Below are 20,401 nucleotides of genomic sequence, written 5' to 3'. Positions count from 1 at the left end.
ACGATGAGCCAGAGTTTCAGCCCGCTTCGCAAGTTTGTCTCGCCTGAAATCATCTTCGGTGCCGGTTGCCGGCACAACGTTGCCAATTACGCAAAGACCTTCGGCGCACGCAAGGTGCTGGTGGTCAGCGACCCCGGCGTGATCGCCGCCGGCTGGGTGGCCGATGTGGAGGCCAGCTTGCAGGCGCAGGGCATCGACTACTGCCTGTACACGGCCGTATCACCCAACCCGCGGGTCGAAGAGGTGATGCTCGGTGCCGAGATCTACCGGCAAAACCACTGTGACGTGATCGTCGCCGTTGGCGGCGGCAGCCCCATGGATTGCGGCAAGGCCATCGGCATCGTGGTCGCCCACGGGCGCAGCATCCTCGAATTCGAAGGCGTGGACATGATCCGCGTGCCCAGCCCGCCACTGATCCTGATCCCGACCACCGCTGGCACCTCGGCGGACGTGTCGCAGTTCGTGATCATTTCCAACCAGCAGGAACGCATGAAGTTCTCCATCGTCAGCAAGGCGGTGGTGCCGGATGTGTCGCTGATCGACCCGCAAACCACCCTGAGCATGGACCCGTTCCTGTCGGCCTGTACCGGTATCGATGCGCTGGTGCATGCCATCGAAGCCTTTGTGTCTACCGGCCACGGCCCGCTGACCGACCCCCATGCCCTGGAGGCCATGCGCCTGATCAATGGCAACCTGGTGGAGATGATCGCCAACCCCGCCGATATCGGCCTGCGCGAGAAGATCATGCTGGGCAGCATGCAGGCGGGGCTGGCGTTCTCCAACGCGATCCTGGGTGCGGTTCACGCCATGTCCCACAGCCTTGGCGGCTTTCTCGACCTGCCCCATGGCTTGTGCAACGCGGTGCTTGTGGAGCACGTGGTGGCGTTCAACTACAGCTCGGCGCCGGAGCGCTTCAAGGTGATTGCCGAAGTGTTCGGTATTGATTGCCGTGGCCTCAACCATCGGCAGATTTGCGGGCGCCTGGTGGAGCACCTGATCGCGTTGAAGCACGCCATCGGCTTCCATGAAACCCTGGGCCTGCACGGCGTGCGAACCTCCGATATTCCGTTCCTCTCGCAACATGCGATGGGTGACCCGTGCATCCTTACCAACCCCCGTGCGTCGAGCCAGCGTGATGTCGAGGTGGTCTATGGCGAGGCCCTCTGATGAGCAGCAGCGGGCGCTGGCCGGGTTGCTGGGGCTGGGCGACCACTCGGCACGCAAAAGCCATTACCCGGAGCTTTCTGCCCGCCTGGATGAACTGGAAGCCGAACGCAACCGCTATAAATGGCTGTTCGAAAACGCCGTGCATGGGATCTTCCAGGCCAGCCTGCAAGACGGCATGCGTGCCGCCAACCCGGCGCTGGCGCGCATGCTTGGCTATGACGACCCGCAAGCAGTACTGTTTTCCCTGACAGACCTGGCCACACACCTGTTCGATGGCGGTGCCGAGGAGTTGCAGGCCATTACCGCGATTCTCGCCCGTGAGCGCAGCCTGCACGGCTACGAAACCCGCCTGCGCCGCAAGGACGGCAGCCACCTCGATGTGCTGATGAACCTGCTGCTCAAGCCCGGGCAAGAGGGGTTGGTGGAGGGTTTTGTCGCCGACATCACCGAGCGCAAGCAGGCCCAGCAGCGTTTGCAACAGCTCAATGACGAACTGGAGCAACGGGTTGCTGCACGTACCGATGAATTGCTGGAGGCCCGTGATGCTGCAGAGGCCGCCAACCGCAGCAAGGACAAATACCTCGCTGCCGCCAGCCATGACCTGTTGCAGCCACTGAATGCCGCTCGCCTGCTCATCTCGACCTTGCGCGAGCGGCCATTGCCAGAGGCCGAGCACGTGTTGGTGGAGCGTACCCACCAGGCCCTGGAGGGTGCCGAGGACCTGCTGACCGACCTGCTGGATATTTCCCGGCTCGACCAGGCAGCGGTCAAACCGGACGTGGCCGTGTACCGCCTGGACGAGCTGTTCGGGCCACTGGTCTCGGAGTTCCGCACGGTAGCCGACGCGCAAGGCCACAAACTGCATGCACGCATCCCGGACTATGCCATCAGCACTGACCTGCGGCTGATGACGCGCATCCTGCGCAACTTCCTCAGCAACGCTTGCCGTTACACCGATGAAGGCAGGATTTTGCTGGGAGCCAGGCGCCGGGGTGGCCATTTGCGGCTGGAGGTGTGGGATACCGGGCGGGGCATTGCCCAGGACCGGTTGCAGGCAATCTTCCTAGAGTTCAACCAGCTGGATGTCGGCCGCGCAGCGGATCGCAAGGGCGTGGGGCTGGGCTTGGCCATCGTCGAGCGGATTGCCAAGATTCTCGGCTACCGGATCGAGGTGCGTTCGTGGCCGGGGCGTGGTTCGGTGTTCAGTATTGAGGTACCAATTGGCACAGCCATGCCATTGGCCGTTCACCAGGCTGCGCCGCTGCCAAGCGTCGGCAACCCGCTACCGGGCCGCCGCTTGCTGGTGCTGGATAATGAAGTGAGCATCCTTGAGAGCATGGGGGCGCTGCTGGGGCAGTGGGGCTGTGAGGTGGTCACCGCAACTGATCAGGCTGGGGCCTTGCTGGCTTTGCAGGGGCAGGCGCCGGAATTGATCCTGGCCGACTACCACCTGGACCATGGCGTGGTTGGCTGCGAGGTTGTCAGGTATTTGCGTGAGCATTTTGCGGTTGCCATACCGGCGGTGATCATCACCGCAGATCGCAGCGATCAGTGCCGGCGGGGCTTGCAGAAGTTGGGAGCACCGCTGCTGAACAAACCGGTCAAACCTGGGAAGTTGCGGGCAGTGTTGAGCCAGTTGCTCGTAGGTTCTGTACGATAAGAGCTGACGCTTCGCGCACATGGAACACGCCGCTGAGCCTAAGGCGGCCTATCTTTTCGCAAATTCTTCGCGGGCTTGCCCGCTCCCACAGCGGTCACCACAGCCTTCAAGGTTTGCACAGTACATGTGGGAGCGGGTTCACCCGCGAAGAATCCAACGCAGTGCATGGCACCCGCGTTGCCGGTGTTCGCGGCTAAAGCCGCTCCCACAGGGACTGCGTAAGCCTGAAGCCTGCGTTCACCACACAGAACGCTGTGGTGCAAATCCGTCGCCTACTGCCAACTGCCTGGTACTTCTATCATTCAACCCTCGCAGCCCAAACAGCAGGGCTGTTTCAGGACAACCTAAAATCAGGAGCTTCCATGGCAGAGCGAGCAATCCGCGCATCATTCGAAGGCGTGGCCTACCAGGTGAATATCACCAATGGCCTGCATCAGTGGTCCAGTGATGTCGCCGTACAGGCAGGGGGCAAGGATGTCGGGCCGTCGCCCCATGAATTGTTGCTCTCATCCCTTGGGGCCTGTACGTCCATCACCGTTGCCATGTACGCACAGCGCAAGGAAATGCCGCTGGAAGCCATCGATGTAGACATCACCATCGAGCAGGAGCAGCTGGGGCGTGAACCCAGGATTCAGATTGCGCGCGAGATCCGCCTGCGAGGGGCGCTGAGCGACGAGCAGCGTGCGCGTTTGCTGGAGGTTGCCAACGCATGCCCCATTCACAAGGTGTTGAGCGGCGAAATTATCATCGCCAGCAAGCTGGTTGAATGAGCATACACTCTGAGTGTGATGGTGCCGACTGAGCGGCGTCTGTTTTCATACTTGATCATGCTGCGTTTAAAACAGCCTAGGGATGTTCATCCACTCCTGTTAGTTCCGCATCCTCGGCTGTTTTTTCCTTACCTGAGCGGGTGTCTCAAAGTCGGGAGACTAATGTGGAAAGAATTGCGCCATGCTCAAGCTCAGACTCATCCGTGACCTGTAGGGCTAAGACCGAGTTCCCACCCAGCGCTTCTTGAACTGCCTTGGCGTTTGAGGTGTATATCTTTCTCATTTTAGCAGGTGCATCATCCGGACAAAGGTTAATAAATAAAATTTTGTCCATTTTTGAAAGTTCGGCGCCCCCACGGTTAGACATAAATTGGAAGCGAAACGCAGCATATCTGCATTCCTTGAAAGATTGAGTTAGGGACTTAAGATTCGCGACGAAATGCTCCCAGGCACTTTTGCTATTGTCATTGTAGTCATTGGCGGTGCCGAGTTCTGTCTGATTGACTGCACGCACGGCAACAACTTCATTTTCTTCGAGCTTGCATATGATATAGCGGAACGTATCTTTTCCCGTTCTTAGTGATTCAAAGGTGTTTGAGGTCTCAGGGTTGATACGGATATTCATGACTCATCTCCTTGGCGGACATTTTTTTGAATCTCCAAAGGGCTAATATTTTCCTGTAGGAGGTCAATTTCTCCTGGTATTGTTGGTCCGTTCATCTGAGGCACGCAACTGACAAAAATGTCAGGTATTCGTCGGGGAAACTTAATATCCGTTGCCTTGATCGGGCAATAGGCAGCGTTTTAACACAGCATGACCAAGTATCAAGGCGTTTCATACAGAGCCTGGCTTTGGCGATGTGGATCAGCGACATCCTCGAGCACCTCGGTGATGCCGCAGCCGGTGCCATGCACCGCGTTGGATTCTTCGCGGCGGTTCGACGCCTCGATGCGCCCGCTCCCACAGGTATTGTGCACGTCCCGAGACTGTGGTGATCCTGTGGGAGCGGGCGTGCCCGCGAAACAGTCGACGCGGTGGATGGCGCCGGCGCTAGCGAACCGAATCCGAAGCCACGCTCACACCTGCCAGCGTGGTAAAGGATATGTCCTTGGCCGTCAGCAGGAAATCACGCACGTACGGCACTTCCAGCATGTCGCTGCGCAACGCCGCGTACAGGTTCGCCTGCAGGCCCTGTTCGCCAAGGCGCTTGGCGGTAACATAGCCACGCGAACTGTACTCGTGCACTGCCCAGTTCGGCAGGCAGCAGACGCCGCGCCCGGATGCCACCAGTTGCATCATCATCACGGTCAGTTCCGAAGTCCGTACCTGCGCCGGTTCGACATTGGCCGGGTCGAGGAAGCGGGTGAAGATATCCAGCCGGTCGTGTTCGATCGGGTAGGTGATCAGTGTCTGGCTGGCGATGTCCGCAGGTTCCAGGTAAGGCTTGTGGCGCAAGCTGTGATGGTTGTCGATCGCCAGCAGTGCCTCGTAACCGAACAATGGCACGTAGCTGATACCCGCCAGTGTCACCGGATCGGAGGTGACCACCAGGTCCAGGTCGCCGCGCTCCAACGCTGGCAGTGGCGCGAAGGAAAAACCGGAAGCGAGGTCCAGCTCCACCTCTGGCCAGGCGCCGCGGAACTCATCCACTGAAGGCATCAGCCACTGGTAGCAGCTGTGGCATTCGATGGCGATGTGCAGCCGCCCGGCCGACCCCCCGGCCAGTTTGCCCAGGTCCCGTTCGGTATTGCGGATCTGCGGCAGCACCTGATCCGCCAACTGCAAAAGCCGCAGCCCGGCACTGGTGAACCGCACAGGCCTGGATTTGCGCACGAACAGTGGCATGCCGATGCGCTCTTCCATGTCGCGAAACTGGTGCGACAGCGCTGACTGGGTCAGGTGCAGGCGCTCGGCGGCCTCGTGCAGGCTGTCGGTTTCACGCAGCGCGTGGAGGGTTCGCAGGTGGCGTAGATCGATCATGGGCAAAAATCTGGGTCACTCGAAAAAGGTGCGGCCGCGCGGTGATAGGGGGGCATTCTAGACAGCGCCATTGCATGAACGGTATTGAAGATAATTCACCGTTTTTTTAGTGGCGTTCATGATGCATCGCCTGCACTGGGCTCTTCGCGGGCACCGCGCAACGTTGAAGACCATGACGAAACGCAGTAGTAGCAGTCTTGTGCTGCGAACAGGCCGGTAAGGATTCTGGAGTTGGCACGAAAATCTCATGTCAATTCGGCGCCAGTGACTATTCTGCTGGCATTGCTACCACCCTCCATGCAACAAGAACAACAGGGGGCTTACATGAGTTGTCTGATCTGCGCAGGACAGGCGCAGTCCGTCGAGTGCACCCAAGGATGGGAAGAGCGCCATTGTGCCCAATGCGGTTGTTACCGAATGTCCCAAGCGCTCATCCTGGTAATGATGGAAGAAGGCCAGATCTTCGATACCAGGCGCATGCGCGAATGGCTGTCCACTCAACGGGGCCAGGTGCCGATTCCCGCCATTGACCATGCGCAGGCGATATTGGTCCCTTGAGCTGCGACGTAACCGGGAGGCAATGCTGCAAGCACGGTGTACCTGGCTTGGTGGACTGCGGCATCATATCGCGCCCAGCCTTCAACGCACCCAGGAGACCACGATGATCAAGACCGGTGAGCAACTGCCCGACGTCACGCTTCACGCATACAACAACGACGCAGGCACCTGCGCAATCGGCCCACATGCCTTTTCAGTGCATGAGCGCTGCAAGCATAAAAAAGTAGTGATCTTCGGCTTGCCGGGGGCGTTCACGCCTACCTGTTCGGAACGACACGTGCCGGGTTATGTGGCTACAGCACCTGCGTTGTTCGCAGCCGGCATTGACGAGATCCTTTGCGTTTCGGTGAACGATGCCTTTGTCATGAACGCCTGGGGCAGCAGCCTGCAAGTAGGCGAGGCGGTGAAGATGATCGGCGACGGCAACGGTGAATTCAGCGACGCACTGGGGCTGATCCAGGACCTGTCGGCTCGCGGCATGGGGCGCCGTTCGCTGCGTTATGCCATGGTGGTGGACAACCTGGTAGTCACACATGTTGCAGTCGAGGCGCCCGGCAAGTTCGAGGTCAGTGATGCCGCGAGCATGCTGGCTGCGTTGCGCTGATTCCATCCGGCAAGCCCAGCAGTTCAGACCGATCCGATAACAACAAGGTACAGACGGTTGAAACTTCACCAACTCAGGGCGCTGGTCGCCATCCATAACGCAGGCAGCATCCTTGAAGCCTCCAAGCTCATGCACATTACCCAGCCTGCGCTGAGCCGTTCGATCAAGGAACTGGAGCGGGAGGTCGGTTTTACCCTGTTGCAGCGGTCGCACAAAGGCATGGCCCTTACCGAGGAAGGCAAGCGCGTCATCCGCCATGCCAACCTGGTGGTAGAGAGCATCCGGCGCCTGCAGATCGAGGCGGCTAGCATTCAGGATGCCGCGCTGGGTGCGGTGTCTATCGGGGTCACATCGCTGACGGCAATGCTGGATGGGGTCGATGAAAGCATTCTGGCCTTCCGGCGCAAGTATCCGCGGGTGAAGATTACCATCACCGACCTGCGGCCCAGCCAGATCCTGCAACGACTGCGCGATGGCAGCCTGGACTTTGCCATTACCTCCCAGCAACCGCTGAGCCGGCTGAACCTGGACTGGGAGGCGTTGGGCAGCATCAAGGGCAGGGTGATCTGCCACGCGTCGAACCAGCAAAAGTTTTCCAGGTCACTGCGCACCTTGCAGTACGCCCACTGGATCAGCCTGGACGAGCTATCCGACCAGGCTTCGCAATTTAACCAGCTGTTCGAGGCCAACGGCCTTCGGGTGCCCCAGAACACCGTGGAATGCACTTCGGTGATGATGGCCCTCAAGCTGCTGAAGAACACCGAGTCGTTGATGACCATCAGCGAGTTGGCCGTGGACCAGGGGTTCACCTTTGGCGTGGATTGCGAGTACGTGGCCATGGCGGTGCAGGAGCTGATTCCGGATTACCCGATCAACCTGGTCTGCATCGACCGCCACAGCCTTACGGCACCTGCCCAGGAGCTGTTCCACAGCTTGCGCGGGCAGGTGCTCAGGCAAACCCGTGCAGTGGCGTCAGAAGTGATAGTACATGCCTAGCGAGATGTTGCTTGGGTTGTCGCCAACCTGATCCAGCGGGGTGCCGGCGTAGGTCACCGATGACGCACGCTGGTTGGCGATCATGCCGAGGCGCCCGTACACGGCCCAGCGTGGGTTGATGAAGTGGTCATAGCCGATCATCACCCCGGTTGCGTCCTTGTCGCGGGCCGTGACCTGGCGTTGCATGACGGCCAGGCGCAGCACATCCAGTTTGCCCACTGGCGCCATCACGCCGAAGGTGTACAACGTGGTGTCAGGCGTGCCGGCCTGGTCCACGTCCTGGCGTTGCCAGGTCAGGCTGGTGGCCAGCGGGCCGAAATCGTAGAACGCCGACAGGCTCTTGAAGTGGTTGGCCGTCTGGCGCGAGGTGCCAGCGTCGTCCCATGGGTCGCTGTAGTAAAGGTTATAGGAGGCCATGAGCATCACCTTGCTGTTGCGGTATTGCAGCCTGGTACCGCCACCGCGCACGGTGCGCCCGGCGCTTGCCGCATCGTCGAAGCCGAAACTGAGCGCGGTGCCGACGGTGAAGCCGTTCATGTTCGGGCTGGTGTAGGCCAAGGTGTGCTTGGGGCGCATGTCCAGGTAATAAGCGCCTTTGCCGGCAGCAGGCAGGGCCAGGTAGGTGTAGGGCGAACCATAAGTGGCCAGGAACGGGTCGGCGTAGGTGGGCGTGCCCATGTTGTAGGTCTTGCCGAATTCAAGCTTGCCCAGCGTGCGCGAGCGCAGGGCAACGGTTGCCAGGCGCAGGCTGCCAATGGTGTCCCAGGTGCCCTCCAGGGCCTTGCCATTGATATTGAAGCCTTCCTCTACGTCGAGTTCCAGCACGGTGTCGGGGGTCAGCCCCTTGCGGGCGTACAGCCCGAGCTTGTTGGTCCATGCGCCGCCGCCCGCCAGGCGATAGCCTGAATGGTGTTGCGAGTCGTGATAGCTGGCGAATGCATCCAGCGTTCCGTAGACCTTGAGCTTGTCATCGAAACCGCTATCCACCCCGTAGTAACCGAAACCCGGTGCAATCCGGCCGAGCGTGGGAAAGCCCTCGGCCTGCGCCTGCGTGGTAAGGCATGCCCCTTGGATCATCAACAGCAACGACGTAATGCGAGTGTTCATTCATGACTCCAGGCCAGCACAGTGATGTGGTGGCTGTAGCGTCGGTGAACACCACGTTGCAGTGTGATTGCTTATTCGGCCATGTCATGCCGATTGGTTAATCAAGGCCTGGCGGGGCCTTTCAGGTTGGCGGGAAGGGCTGTTCCAGACCGGCTTCGGCCACGGCGCAAGGCCATGCGCCAAGGCCTGCTGGCTGAGCGTTATCGGGGCACCGCGCCCGGGCAAGGCAATCTGTGCGCCGTCTCAGGGCAAATTGGTCAACCAGCGGCCCGGTCAATTAACCATTGGTTAGCCACATGCCCAAACTGCAAGTGTGTTGAGCCCCCGATTGGCTGATATTCGCTGCATGCCGCGATTTGCCATCGGAGATAACAATGACTACACCGCTACCCGCACCGACCCGCATGCAGACGGGCGCGCCCTCAGCCGCGCAGGCATCGTCCTCACGCAAGACCTTGATTGCCTGCTCGCTGGGCAACGCGCTGGAAATGTACGACTTCACGATCTACAGCTTCTTCGCTGTGTTGATCGGCAAGCATTTTTTCCCTTCTGACTCGGCGATGGCGTCGTTGCTGATGTCACTGGCCACCTTTGGCGTCGGTTTCCTGATGCGCCCGGTCGGGGCGATGGTCATCGGCCGCTACGCCGACCGGCGCGGGCGCAAAGCGGCATTGAGCCTGACCATCGGCCTGATGACCTTGGGTACTGCAATGATCGCCTTTGCGCCGACCTATTCGCAGATCGGTATCTGCGCAACGCTGCTGCTGGTGGCCGGGCGGCTGATCCAGGGCATGTCGGCGGGCGGGGAGGTGGGTACCGCGTCGGTATTCCTGATGGAGTCCAGTGCGGTCGGCAACCGCTGCCAGAACGTCAGCTGGCAGGCCGCCAGCCAAGGGTATGCGGCATTGGTCGGGGCCGGCTTGGGCTTTGCCCTCAGCCAGGTGCTCGACCCTGCTGCGCTGGAAAGCTGGGGGTGGCGGATCCCGTTCATTTTCGGCCTGCTGATCGGCCCGGTCGGTTGGTACATCCGCACGCGTTTACCTGAAACCCATGAGGCCGCGCCTGCGCACAAGGCCGAACAGCGGCTGGACGCCGAATTGCTCAAGCGTATCGCCCAAGGCATTGGCCTGATGGCCAGCTCGACCATCGGCATGTACCTGTTCGTGTTCTACATGCCCACCTACCTGACCACCGCCTTGCATTACCCGGCGGGCAGCGCGATGGCAATCGCCTGTATCAGCAGCGGCTGCATGGCGATCATCTGCCCGTTGGCCGGCAAGTTCGCCGACAAGCATCAACTCAGGAAGCGCCTGCTTGGGTGGACGGTTGCTGCCCCGGTGGTACTGACGCTGCCGGTGTTCTACCTGCTTGGGCAGGTGCAGCACATGGGCCTGGCCATGATGTGCGTGGCGGTGCTGACCCTGCCGACCTGCATCGGTGCCGGTGCGTTCTTTGCGCTGATCATGGAGGGTTTCCCGAAAGCACGGCGCTCTTTCGGCACCTCGGTCAGCTACAGCCTGGGGGTCACGATTTTCGGCGGCTTCTCGCCGCTGGTGGCGACCTGGCTGATTGCCGCGCTGGGCACACCTCTGGCCCCGGCCTACTTCCTGCTGGCCGGGGGCGCTGTCAGCCTGGCCTGCCTCAAATACTTCCCTGAAAACAAAGGATGCGAGTGACATGGGCACGTTCCAGAGCAATGAACCACGGCGCTCGCCAGCAGAGCTGGATGAGTTCGTCAGGATCCGTCGGCAGATCCACGCCGCGCCAGAACTTGGCGGCGACACCCCCGACACGGCGTCGCTGGTGGCCGCAAAGCTCCAGGCAGCAGGCTATGAAGTGCATCGTAACGTAGGCGGGCATGGCGTGGTCGGGGTGTTGAAAGTAGGGGATAGCCCGCGCAGCATTGGCTTGCGTGCCGACCTGGACGCCTTGCCCATGAGCGAAAAGAACCCCTTCGAACATGCCAGCAAAATTCCTGGCCGTATGCATGCCTGTGGCCATGACGGGCATACCGCCATCCTGCTGGCAGCCGCTGCGCAACTGGCGGCCACGCGCAACTTCAACGGCACGCTGAACGTGATCTTCCAGCCGGACGAGGAAGGCCTGGCCGGGGCCAAGGCGATGATCGACGATGGCCTGTTCGAGCGCTTCCCGTGTGACTCGGTGTATGCGCTGCACAACATGCCCGGCATGCCGGTGGGTACCTGTGTGGTACAGGCGGGGCCGACCATGGCGTCCTCCGAGCGCGTCAGCATTCGTATCACCGGCAAAGGTGGGCACGGTGCGATGCCCGAGCTGTCGGTGGACCCGGTGATGGCATTGAACAGCCTGATCGGCGGCATCCAGACCATCAAGTCGCGCAACCTGAGCGTGGAGGAATATGCCGTGATCAGCATCGGCATGATCCAGGCCGGTACCGTCTACAACATCATCCCCGACGAAGCTTGCATGCTGCTGAGCGTGCGCACCGACACGGCCGAGACCCAGCAGAAGATCAACAGCCGCATTGACGCCCTGGTGAAGGGGCACGCCGAAAGTTTTGGCGTGAAGATCGAGGCGCAGTTCACCCAGCTGGCACCCGCATTGTGCAACAGCGATCACGAGAGCGCGTTGCTGCGCGAAAGCCTGAGGCCGCTGTTCGCCGATGGCGCGCTGCTGGACAAGATGCCGAAGAAGGTGATGGGTACCGAAGACTTCGCCTACATGTTGCAGGCACGGCCTGGCTGCTACTTCATGCTGGGCAACGGCACGGGCGAGTTTCATGGGTGCTCGGTGCACAACCCTCACTACGACTTCAACGATGCGTTGGTGAAGATTGGGGCCGAGTGTTGGGTAAAGTGGGTTGAGGATTACCTGCGGTGATACAAGTTCCGTGAAACATGGAGTCGGCTGGCGGCAGTTTTGCACTCAAAGCTGCCGTCGCCGTTCAGGAGGCGGAAAAAAGGCCAGGACGCTTGCGACCTGGTTTAGTCCGTAGCCTGCTCCACTACGCTATCGGCGGCCGGTGCCGCAGCACGTGCTTTGGCCTTTTCACGGTTACGGCGGTCCTGGCTGCGCTGGCGCGATGCTTGCTGCTTGGCATACATCGCCTGAGAGGCGGTCACAGTGCCAGCGGGTTGGCCATTAAGGTCCAGGCGCGGCGCATTTTCCACCATGCTTGCCCAGTATCGGCTGCCCCGGCACCAGGTGGAGATGCCCAGCTTAAGCTGTTCAGGGGTTAACCCAAGCAGTTCCAGATGTTGCTCGGCATCCTTGAAAATACCTTCCTTGAGCGGCACTTTGGGCGCCGGATTCACTGGGAAGGCCAGCGGAAAGTGCTTCTGCAACGGCCAGATCGCTGCCACCGCCGGGTCCTGCTCACGAGGCTTGGCCTTCGGGGCGGGCTTGCGCTTCGGCTGTTTCGCGGTATCGGCCTTTTCCTGCACCTTTTCTGCCCGCAGGCGGTCACGTAGCTCGGCTAGTTGTTCAAAACCCATCGTTCGATTCACTGCTTGGAAGTTGATTGCGTGTGCAAGGATATTCCATATAGCGCTACAGATCAGCATAAACAGGATGAATACCCATTTTTCATGGGGATACCAAGCAGTCTGATGAAGGCTGCATAGGTGGTAACGCAGGTGACGTCGGTGTTTGTCAGCCTTCCATGCAGGCCAATGCACAGCGCGAAATCTGGGCATCCTGGACGGCCACGCCGGTAAGATCGGCCAAGGTGATCTGATGGTCGTTGTCACGCCCGCGCACTTGCCCGGCAAGCAGCGCACCCAGTTCCGCCAGTTGGCTGTCGCTGATCAAGCCGGCCTTGAGCGCGTGTGAAACTTCGCCGTATTGGCTGCACTGGCGAAGCGAGTCGACGATGATGCGGTCTGCCCGGGCGACGAGCGCTGCGTCGAGTTCCTGTTTCCCCGCAGCGTCGGCGCCAACCGCTGTGATATGCGTACCAGGCTGTACCCATTCGCGCATCAGCAGTGGCTCACGAGAGGGCGTTGCGCTGACGATCAGGTTAGCTGCGCGGGCTACATCCGCCGCGTTCCGGGTAGTTTGCACCTGATACCCCAACCCCTTGGCGAAGGCCTTGTAGGCATCGAGGGCGGGCTCATCACGGCCCCAGACGACCACGTTCCTGCAAGGCGTAACGGCGCCCAGTTGCTCAAGCTGCAGGCGTGCCTGCATGCCCGTGCCAAGAATGCCGATGGCGGTCACGTTGCTGGGGGCCAGCAAGCGTGCAGCAATACGGCCGGCCAAGGCGGTGCGGATACCCGTCAGCCAACCTTCATCCTGCATCAGTGCAAGCGGCTGCCCGGTTGTGGCAGACAGCACCAACATCAAGCCATCGTTGCTTTCCAGGCCTTTTGACGGGTTGTCATAGAAGCCGGTCGACACTTTCACGGTAAAGGTGTCGCTACCTTCCAGATAAGCCGACTTCACGCAGCAGTCGCCATTCGCCTCGGTGAACGCAAATGCTTGAACCGGGGGCACCTGGGCCTTGCCCGCCGAGAAGGCGATAAAGCCTTCTTCAAGGCGCCGTACGGCGAGCTCCAGGTCAAGCCGAGCGATGATTTGCGCTTTGCTGTAGACATTCATTGAACGGCCCCCAGGAACTTTTCCAGCACAATGTTACGGCCGCAAATGACCACCGCGACGCGCTTGCCCTGGTATTCACCCGCCAGCTTTTGCATGCCGGCTACGGCAACGGCCGCTGCGCCTTCGATGATCCAGCGCTCAGCGCTGGCGACATCGCGCATGGCTGCCTTGATTGCTTGCTCGCTGACCAGCACGGTTCGGGTGATGAGGCTCTGGCAGAGGGGGAACGTGATACTGCCAGGTTCGACGCCACCCGCAGTGCCATCCGACAGCGTGTCATCCTCCTGCATTTCTATGATCTCGCCGGCTTCGAGCGATTTCTGCAGGGTTGGGGCGTTGGCTGGCCAGCAACCGATGATGTCGATGTTCGGGTTCAGGGCACGCAGCGCTGCACCAATGCCTGAAATCATCCCGCCACCGCCAACGGCGACGAATACCGCGTCAAGGTCCGGTGCCTGCTCAAACAGCTCGATGCCGATCGTACCTTGGCCTGCGATGACTTCGGGGTCGTTGTACGGCGACACAAAAGGAATGCGTTGGGCCTGAGCCTGCCGGGCAGCTTCCAGCTCGACGCTCAGCGGATCCGTATCCAGGCCGACGATGGCGGCGCCGAGGGCCCGGATGGCATCCAGCTTGTACGAGGATGCAGAAGTGGTGGTGTAGACCGTGACCGGTACGCCGAGCATTTTCCCGGCAAGCGCCAAGCCTTGCCCGTGGTTCCCGGACGAAGCGGTGATCACACCCAGCTTGCGCTGGGCTTGCGGCAGCAGCCGGAGTTTGTTGCTGGCTCCGCGGAACTTGAAGGAACCCGTGTGCTGAAGGTGCTCGCATTTGAGCAAGACTGTGCACCCGGTCATTGCGGACAGCCGAGCACTGTGGGTTAGCGGGGTAACGCTCACTTGCGGGCGCAGTGCCTGGTGAGCTTCGCTAATCGCCTGGTAAAGGGACAATAGATAACTGGCGTCGACAGACATTTTTGCAGAATCCTTTTGTGGAATAGTTATCTACCGTAGACTATTGATCTATTTGCGGCAAGCACCTTCAATCCCGAGTGTTTTTCTCCTGGCCGAGTTTGAGCAGGCGGCGGGTTACACTGCAGGGCAGAATGCGAAGCTGAAGGCCAACAGCGCGGTGCTGTGACCGGTACTGAAAACAACAAAAGGATAGGTGCTTTATGAGCGCTGCTTTGATTGATGCAAGCCAGGCGACGTTGCTGGTTATCGATGTCCAGGAAAAACTGATTGGCGCCATGCATGAGGCCGAGCGCCTGACCGCACGGGTCGAGTGGCTGGTGGCCGCTTGCGCACGGCTGGCGCTGCCGGTGGTGTTTTCCGAGCAGTACCCGAAGGGCCTTGGCCCGACCCTGTCACGGTTGAAAGAGGCCTGCGCCTCGGCGCCGGTGGTGGAAAAGTTGCATTTTTCCTGCGTACCCGCCGACTGCCTGCCGCCATCGCTGATGCAGCGCGGGCAGGTCGTTCTCTGCGGTATCGAATGCCATGTGTGCGTGCTGCAGACCGCGCTCGACCTGGTGGCCAGCGGCAAGCAGGTGTTCGTGGTCGCCGACGCCACGTCGAGCCGCACGGCGCAAAACCACCTCGCGGCGCTCCAGCGTATGGCGGCGTTGGGTGTTCAGGTAGTCACTCGGGAAATGGTCGTGTTCGAACTGCTGCGTAGCGCCAGCCACGAACAGTTCCGGGAAATCAGCAAAGCCTTCCTGGCGGGCGAGCAGCCTTAGCTGTTTACCTGGCGCACATGTCGCCACGCCGTGCTTGCGGCAAACCTGCAAGGCCATCTGGACATGGCGGGCTGGGATCTGGAGCATTCGGAATCAGTCGCGCTTGACCAAGCGCGGGCACTATCACGGGTATTTCCTGCCGGCGGAAGGGGCCAAGAACGTCGCTTACTGCCTGTTCAGTTTCGCCAGCCTTTGCGATTACGAGCGCTATCGCCTGGAGGCTGCGCAGGATGCTGAAGGTCAGCGTCTGGTGGCGGAAGCTTGCGAGTTGAAGTTTATTGTCAGTTACGAGCGGAGCTTTCTTCGGCCTGTGTTGGAGTGAGACAAACCGGGGTGTATCAACTAATCCGGACAAAGGGGCGGGAGTTTGCGTTCAGGAGTGACTGCTTTCGACACATAGCTGCCGCTGAAATAAGCCGCTTCGTGAGCGCTACGCGCACTCTGTGGGAGCGGGCGCGCCCGCGAACACCGGCGCAGCCGGTGCCAGGCCCCGCGTTGGATTCTTCGCGGGCGCGCCCGCTCCCACAGGAACTGTGCTGGCTTCGAGTTAACACTATGCCTGTGGGAGCGGCTTTAGCCGCGAACACCGGCAAAGCCGGTGCCAGCCACCGCGTCGCCTGCTTCGCGGCTAAAGCCGCTCCCACAGCCGATCCATTCAATCGCCATAAGTGTCTTTTCCGAGGCGCTGTTCGTAAAACAGTTCAGGCCTGCGCAGCGTTACTGGCTTTGCTTTGGAACATGGCGGTATCGGCCTTGAACATCAGTTCGTCGAGGTGTTCGCCATCTTCCGGGTACCAGGCCACACCCAGGCTGGCGCTGACCTTGATCTGCTTGCCTTTCCAAGGCATGGGCAGCTCGACAGCCTTGCAGATTTCCTGGGTGATGCGCTGGATATCGTGTTTGTGATGTGCGCCATCAAGGAGCAGGACAAATTCATCGCCGCCCATGCGCGCGGCGATTTCAAACTCGCGAATATGGGATTTGATGGCCGAGGCTACATGAACCAGCACGGCATCGCCCGCCTGGTGGCCAAAACAATCATTGATCTGCTTGAAGTTGTTCAAGTCGATATAGCACAGGGCCAGATGCTCTCCACGGCGCTTGGCGCCAAGCAGCTTCTGGCCGACGAAGGGAATGAAACTGTTGCGGTTGGGCAAGCCGGTCAGGCTGTCATGGAAGGCCAGCTTGCGGACTTCCTCTTCAGCGCGTTTGCGTAACTTGATCTCGTTGCGCAGATGGCGCTGGGTGTTCAACAGCACCAGTGTGAACATCAGCACAAGCACGCCGCCAATACTGATCAGCACAATCGTCTTGCGCAGCCGCTCGACAAGCTGTGGCGGGTTGGCGTCGTAGATGAAGTTTTCCAGGCCGTCGATGCTGTCGACCATGCCCAGATCGAGGAACGTTTCGGCCATACGTTGCCAGCGCCCCGGGTTCATATGCCCGATCTCGATCAAGTCGGATTGCACCAGTGGGCGCATGGCTTGAGCTTCGAACTCCAGGTGCGCACGGTTTTTCTCCACCGAATACTCATCGAGCAGCAGATTGATGATTTCCTCGGGGTTGTCCATCGCGTAGCGCCAGCCACGCAGCGTGGCGCGGCGCAAAGCCTCGACCCGTTGTGGATGCTCATCGATTTCGGCTTGCGTGGTGAACAGGATGTCGCTGTAGAAGTCGATCCCGTAGGTGACGGGTGAGATGACGTTGTACCCTACACCGCGCTGTTGCAGGTAGAAGGGCTCGTTGGTCGAGTACGAGTTGAAGGCCGTCACTTTGCCATTGGCCAGGTCCTCAACCTGAAAACTGCTGGGCAGCAGTTGCAGTTTTTCGAGGGGTATACCCTCGCTGCGGAACATCGCCAGAAAATCGGCATCGGTCTGTGCATCCATCAGCATCACCGGCTTGTCGATCAGGTCGTGCGCGGTGTGTACCCCTTCGTCGGTGCGAGCCAGCAGCACAGAGGGGGAATGCTGAAAAATCACCGCAAGCGCGACCAAGGGCTTGCCATGCAGGCGTGCGAAAAGCAGTTCGCTGTTGGCTTCGCCATATTGGGCGCGCCCGGAAAGCACTTCTTCCACCGGGGTGACATTGGGGCCACCCTCGTGTAAGCGCACCTCCAGGCCTTCTTCGCGGTAATAGCCCTGTGCGATGGCGGCGTAATAGCCCGCGAACTGAAACTGGTGTTTCCAGCGCAGCTGTACATCAACCACCTGTAGCGGGCCATTCTGCTGGGTGCCCGGGCTCGCCCATGCAGCCTGAGCCGAGAACAGCACAAAACACAGTAGCCCACGCAGCCGACCCAGTAGATGTCTGCGCGGCTGACCTGGTGTATTGGAGCAGCTACGGAGGCTGGGCATAGTGGAGGGTCCGTGAATCGCGCTTATCGTTTGGCGTGCAAGGCTTGGCGCGGCATTGTGGCATTACTGATGCGGTGCCAGCAATCACGTGCCATGGCGGTGTTCAGCAGCGTTCGCAATAGCCCGTGACCCCAGCCTCATCAGGCAGTGACATACCTGCAAACTGCCCTCGCGTTGCGCTCGATGAAACGCGAACCCGTGGCTAGTTCACGGGCAAGAGGATCACGAAATTCTTTTTCATGTCTTCCAACACGGTCCATTTGCCCTTGGCGCCTGGTTCGATGATGAACGTGTCGCCAGCGGCCAGTGTGACAGGGGCACTCCCTTCAAGCTCGATGATGCAGCGTCCACTCAGCACATGGCAGAACTCCCAGACTTTGTAGTCGATGCGCCACGCGCCGACGCTGGCTTCCCATTCACCGGAAATGCGGCCTTGCTGTTCATCGTGATAGAACCTGGATGTCAGCGTATGCGGGGTGCCTTCCAGGATTTCTTCAAAAAAGGGGAGGTCGCGCACCGGTTGGATGTCCAGTTCGCGGAACACGGTCAGTTTCTTGTTCATGGTTTTTTCTCGAGCAGATGGTGGGTAGGGCGATACATCAAATAGGCTTCACCGGTTACGCCCAGCATCGGGTGCGCAACGATCTGGCAGGTTTTAACAATTTGAAAACCGTGACGTTCGTAGAAACGGCGTGCACCGTGGTTTTCTGCATAATCGATCAGGCATAGCCCATCCAGGCCAGCGTCCTCGGCGCGCTGCTGGGCGTGGCGAAGAAACTGGGCGCCCAGCCCCTGGCTGCGCCAGGCCTCATCCAGGGCCAGGCTGGATATGTACAAGGTGTCGGGTATCTCCATGTCGGAATAAGGCGCGAGGACCGGGTCTGTTTCGACAGGCCTGTCAGCGGTTTCGCGCAAGGCATAGCTATGCATCATGCCGATGACACGCCCGTCGAACGTGGCCATCAGGCAGTTCTTGTAGGAAAAGTCGCCCTGTTCCCTGGCATAGCGGGACGCACCGACGCTCAGCAATGCTTCGCCAGGTGCGGCAAGCTTGCTCCATATGTAATCGGCCATGCCTTCCGATGTCAGTTGGAAGAAGCGCGCAATATCGTGCGCGTCCGAGGCTTGAGCGGGTCTGAAGTTGATAGACATGCAAGGTGCTTCCATGGGATCGGGTGGCTGGCTTTCAAGGATCACGCCTTTGACAGGGCAGGGTAGGCGGGTTGAACGGTTGCCATCATGCTCAGGACGACACCCTACGCACGACGTGCGACGCTGGCCCACGCATGCCCCGGCCGCAATGCGCCGTACGAGCCGGGCTCCCACCTGGATTAGTTGTTTCCAAAATTTCATTGGCTGATTACAATCGCGATCAATTCTTATCTGCATTGATGATCGCGAGGAGCCAAGGATGTCGAACGGGCCGCAACCGCCTGCCTCGATTGGCGACGACATTCACAGCCTTTACCGTGATCACAGCCAGTGGCTGACGGGATGGATACGCAGGCGCCTGGGTGACAACGAGCGTGCAGCAGACCTCACTCACGACACCTTCGTACGGTTGATCAGCGGTGCGTTGACCCGCATTCCTCAAGAGCCTCGGAGTTATCTTGCAACCGTAGCCAAGCGGCTGATGATCGATCAACTCCGTCGCCGCCAGCTGGAGCAAACGTACCTTGAGTACCTGGCCAATGAGCCGGCATCACAGGGGTGTTCGCCCGAACACCGTCTGATCGTTCTTGAAACATTGATGCAATTGGACACAATGCTCGATGGCCTGGGCAGCAAGGTACGGCAAGCATTTTTCTTCGTTCAACTGGACGGCCTCAGCTACAGAGAGGTCGCTGAACGCTTGAATGTTTCGGTCAGCTCCGTCACCAAGTACATTGCCAAGGCAACTGAACGCTGCCTGTTTTTCGAACTGGACTCAGAAGCATGAGCTTGTCCGATCGGCACTTGGCCTTGCGCGCCGCAGCACAATGGCATGCCAGATTAGGTGAATTGCCAGACTGCCTGGTCACACGTCGTCAACAGGAAGACTGGCTTCGGCTTGACCCTATGCACCAGTGGGCGTGGTCACGGGTAGAGCGTTTACAGTGCCGCTTGCAAGGCGTCCCGGCAGCACTGGCTCGGCAAACGCTGAGCCAGGACGCGAGCACCATGGGGCGGCGTGCGCTGCTGAAGGGGCTGATGCTTGGCTTGGGGACGGCAACCATCATTGGCGGTGGTTACATGCAGGCGCCGGAGTGGTTTGCAGACCTGCGCACCCGCGTGGGTGAGCGTCGTAGTCTCACCCTTGCCGACGGTACTCGGCTTCATCTCAATACGGCCTCTGCCGCAGATATTCGCTACGACGCCGAAAATCGGCTCATTGTGTTGCACGCGGGTGAAATCCTCGTGGAAACCGCAGCCGATTCCCGCCCTTTGCATGTGCGCAGTTCGCACGGTGACATGCGAGCCTTGGGGACCCGCTTCAATGTCCGGCTATTTGGCGACCGCACTCGGCTGACAGTACTGGAGCATGCGGTGGCTGTGCGTAACGACAGCCGCAACCAGGCAACCATCGTCCAGGCTGGCATGCGCCTGGACTTTGACAACACGCAACTGCTTGCACCACAGCCCGCTGACCTGAGTGAAAGCGAATGGAGCCATGGCCTTCTGGTAGTGGACGGCTGGCGACTTGACCGAACCTTGCGTGAACTGGAGCGCTATCGGACAGGTTTCATACGATGCAGCGATGCAGTGGCCGGGGTGCGCGTTTCCGGTGTATTCCCTTTGGACGATATGGAGCGCACGTTGCTTGTCATCGGTCAGGCGCTGAAGCTGAAAATGGAAACACGTACCCGTTACTGGGTTCGCTTCTCGTAAAACCTGAAAAAAAGTTT

The 20,401-nt window shown here is 60.0% G+C and carries 20 protein-coding genes and 1 pseudogene; 12 read left to right on the top strand and 9 right to left on the bottom strand.

Features of this window, described 5'->3' with window-relative positions; translation table 11 throughout:
• Positions 1–3: 3 nt before the first annotated feature.
• The 3 genes from ercA (at position 4) to ACIQUI_RS05310 (ending at position 3,597) form a co-directional block, all read left to right on the top strand.
• On the top strand, positions 4–1,167 hold the full coding sequence (ercA, locus tag ACIQUI_RS05320; protein ID WP_403195603.1) for an alcohol dehydrogenase-like regulatory protein ErcA: 1,164 nt from the start codon (positions 4–6) through the stop codon (positions 1,165–1,167).
• Complete coding sequence (locus ACIQUI_RS05315) at positions 1,151–2,827, top strand: NahK/ErcS family hybrid sensor histidine kinase/response regulator (protein ID WP_403195600.1); 1,677 nt, start codon at positions 1,151–1,153, stop codon at positions 2,825–2,827. The genes ercA and ACIQUI_RS05315 overlap by 17 nt, the downstream gene beginning before the upstream one ends.
• A gap of 362 nt (positions 2,828–3,189) precedes the next feature.
• Complete coding sequence (locus ACIQUI_RS05310; RefSeq protein WP_403195599.1) at positions 3,190–3,597, top strand: OsmC family protein; 408 nt, start codon at positions 3,190–3,192, stop codon at positions 3,595–3,597.
• A 145-nt stretch (positions 3,598–3,742) separates the two neighbouring features.
• Here the strand turns inward: ACIQUI_RS05310 and ACIQUI_RS05305 are convergent, their stop codons facing one another.
• Together ACIQUI_RS05305 and ACIQUI_RS05300 are read right to left on the bottom strand one after the other, a co-directional pair.
• Positions 3,743–4,222 (bottom strand): hypothetical protein, encoded by a 480-nt coding sequence (locus ACIQUI_RS05305; RefSeq protein WP_403195596.1) that lies wholly within the window; start codon positions 4,220–4,222, stop codon positions 3,743–3,745.
• A gap of 426 nt (positions 4,223–4,648) precedes the next feature.
• Positions 4,649–5,578 carry a LysR family transcriptional regulator gene (locus ACIQUI_RS05300; protein ID WP_403195593.1) on the bottom strand — a complete coding sequence of 310 codons (930 nt, stop codon included), beginning with the start codon at positions 5,576–5,578 and terminating at the stop codon, positions 4,649–4,651.
• A 417-nt stretch (positions 5,579–5,995) separates the two neighbouring features.
• Between ACIQUI_RS05300 and ACIQUI_RS05295 the strand changes: the two genes are divergently transcribed.
• The 3 genes from ACIQUI_RS05295 to ACIQUI_RS05285 all read left to right on the top strand — a co-directional run bounded on the left by ACIQUI_RS05295 (position 5,996) and on the right by ACIQUI_RS05285 (position 7,736).
• On the top strand, positions 5,996–6,136 hold the full coding sequence (locus ACIQUI_RS05295; RefSeq protein ID WP_403195590.1) for a hypothetical protein: 141 nt from the start codon (positions 5,996–5,998) through the stop codon (positions 6,134–6,136).
• 103 nt (positions 6,137–6,239) lie between these two features.
• Positions 6,240–6,740, top strand: coding sequence for a peroxiredoxin (locus ACIQUI_RS05290; protein ID WP_403195588.1), 501 nt, complete (start codon positions 6,240–6,242; stop codon positions 6,738–6,740).
• A gap of 57 nt (positions 6,741–6,797) precedes the next feature.
• Positions 6,798–7,736 carry a LysR family transcriptional regulator gene (locus ACIQUI_RS05285; RefSeq protein WP_403195585.1) on the top strand — a complete coding sequence of 313 codons (939 nt, stop codon included), beginning with the start codon at positions 6,798–6,800 and terminating at the stop codon, positions 7,734–7,736.
• Here the strand turns inward: ACIQUI_RS05285 and ACIQUI_RS05280 are convergent.
• Positions 7,713–8,843, bottom strand: a complete 1,131-nt coding sequence (locus ACIQUI_RS05280) for a porin (protein WP_403195582.1) — start codon at positions 8,841–8,843, stop codon at positions 7,713–7,715. The genes ACIQUI_RS05285 and ACIQUI_RS05280 overlap by 24 nt on opposite strands.
• Before the next feature lie 374 nt (positions 8,844–9,217).
• Between ACIQUI_RS05280 and ACIQUI_RS05275 the strand changes: the two genes are divergently transcribed.
• A complete protein-coding gene (locus ACIQUI_RS05275; protein ID WP_403195580.1) occupies positions 9,218–10,519 on the top strand; it encodes an MFS transporter in 1,302 nt (433 codons plus the stop codon).
• 1 nt (position 10,520) lies between these two features.
• A complete protein-coding gene (locus ACIQUI_RS05270) occupies positions 10,521–11,705 on the top strand; it encodes a M20 aminoacylase family protein (RefSeq protein WP_403195577.1) in 1,185 nt (394 codons plus the stop codon).
• 104 nt (positions 11,706–11,809) lie between these two features.
• Here ACIQUI_RS05270 and ACIQUI_RS05265 read toward each other — a convergent pair whose 3' ends face one another.
• The 3 genes from ACIQUI_RS05265 to ACIQUI_RS05255 form a co-directional block, all read right to left on the bottom strand.
• Positions 11,810–12,319, bottom strand: a complete 510-nt coding sequence (locus tag ACIQUI_RS05265; protein ID WP_403195720.1) for a ProQ/FinO family protein — start codon at positions 12,317–12,319, stop codon at positions 11,810–11,812.
• A gap of 157 nt (positions 12,320–12,476) precedes the next feature.
• Positions 12,477–13,424, bottom strand: a complete 948-nt coding sequence (locus ACIQUI_RS05260) for an ornithine cyclodeaminase family protein (RefSeq protein WP_403195573.1) — start codon at positions 13,422–13,424, stop codon at positions 12,477–12,479.
• Positions 13,421–14,398: a threonine/serine dehydratase gene (locus ACIQUI_RS05255; protein WP_403195570.1), complete on the bottom strand. Its 978-nt coding sequence runs from the start codon at positions 14,396–14,398 to the stop codon at positions 13,421–13,423. The genes ACIQUI_RS05260 and ACIQUI_RS05255 overlap by 4 nt, the downstream gene beginning before the upstream one ends.
• Positions 14,399–14,598: 200 nt before the next feature.
• Between ACIQUI_RS05255 and ACIQUI_RS05250 the strand changes: the two genes are divergently transcribed.
• Positions 14,599–15,159, top strand: a complete 561-nt coding sequence (locus ACIQUI_RS05250) for a hydrolase (RefSeq protein WP_403195568.1) — start codon at positions 14,599–14,601, stop codon at positions 15,157–15,159.
• Between the two features lie 88 nt (positions 15,160–15,247).
• Positions 15,248–15,481: pseudogene (locus ACIQUI_RS05245) on the top strand (NIPSNAP family protein); the annotation flags it as partial.
• 379 nt (positions 15,482–15,860) lie between these two features.
• Here ACIQUI_RS05245 and ACIQUI_RS05240 read toward each other — a convergent pair.
• From ACIQUI_RS05240 to ACIQUI_RS05230, 3 genes are all read right to left on the bottom strand, one after another.
• Positions 15,861–17,369: an ABC transporter substrate-binding protein gene (locus ACIQUI_RS05240; protein ID WP_403195565.1), complete on the bottom strand. Its 1,509-nt coding sequence runs from the start codon at positions 17,367–17,369 to the stop codon at positions 15,861–15,863.
• A 349-nt stretch (positions 17,370–17,718) separates the two neighbouring features.
• On the bottom strand, positions 17,719–18,078 hold the full coding sequence (locus tag ACIQUI_RS05235; RefSeq protein ID WP_403195563.1) for a cupin domain-containing protein: 360 nt from the start codon (positions 18,076–18,078) through the stop codon (positions 17,719–17,721).
• A complete protein-coding gene (locus ACIQUI_RS05230; RefSeq protein ID WP_403195718.1) occupies positions 18,075–18,683 on the bottom strand; it encodes a GNAT family N-acetyltransferase in 609 nt (202 codons plus the stop codon). Before ACIQUI_RS05230 ends, ACIQUI_RS05235 begins: the two co-directional genes overlap by 4 nt.
• Positions 18,684–18,927: 244 nt before the next feature.
• On the opposite strand from ACIQUI_RS05230, the gene ACIQUI_RS05225 reads away from it, so the two are divergent.
• Complete coding sequence (locus tag ACIQUI_RS05225; protein ID WP_403195561.1) at positions 18,928–19,455, top strand: sigma-70 family RNA polymerase sigma factor; 528 nt, start codon at positions 18,928–18,930, stop codon at positions 19,453–19,455.
• Positions 19,452–20,384 carry a FecR domain-containing protein gene (locus ACIQUI_RS05220; protein ID WP_403195559.1) on the top strand — a complete coding sequence of 311 codons (933 nt, stop codon included), beginning with the start codon at positions 19,452–19,454 and terminating at the stop codon, positions 20,382–20,384. Before ACIQUI_RS05225 ends, ACIQUI_RS05220 begins: the two co-directional genes overlap by 4 nt.
• Positions 20,385–20,401: the final 17 nt, after the last annotated feature.

Source organism: Pseudomonas sp. NPDC090592 (assembly GCF_044769185.1).
In the GTDB taxonomy this organism is placed as follows: Bacteria; Pseudomonadota; Gammaproteobacteria; order Pseudomonadales; family Pseudomonadaceae; genus Aquipseudomonas.
The sequence above is the reverse complement of the archived record's forward strand: the minus strand, read 5'-3'. Positions and strand labels throughout refer to the sequence as shown.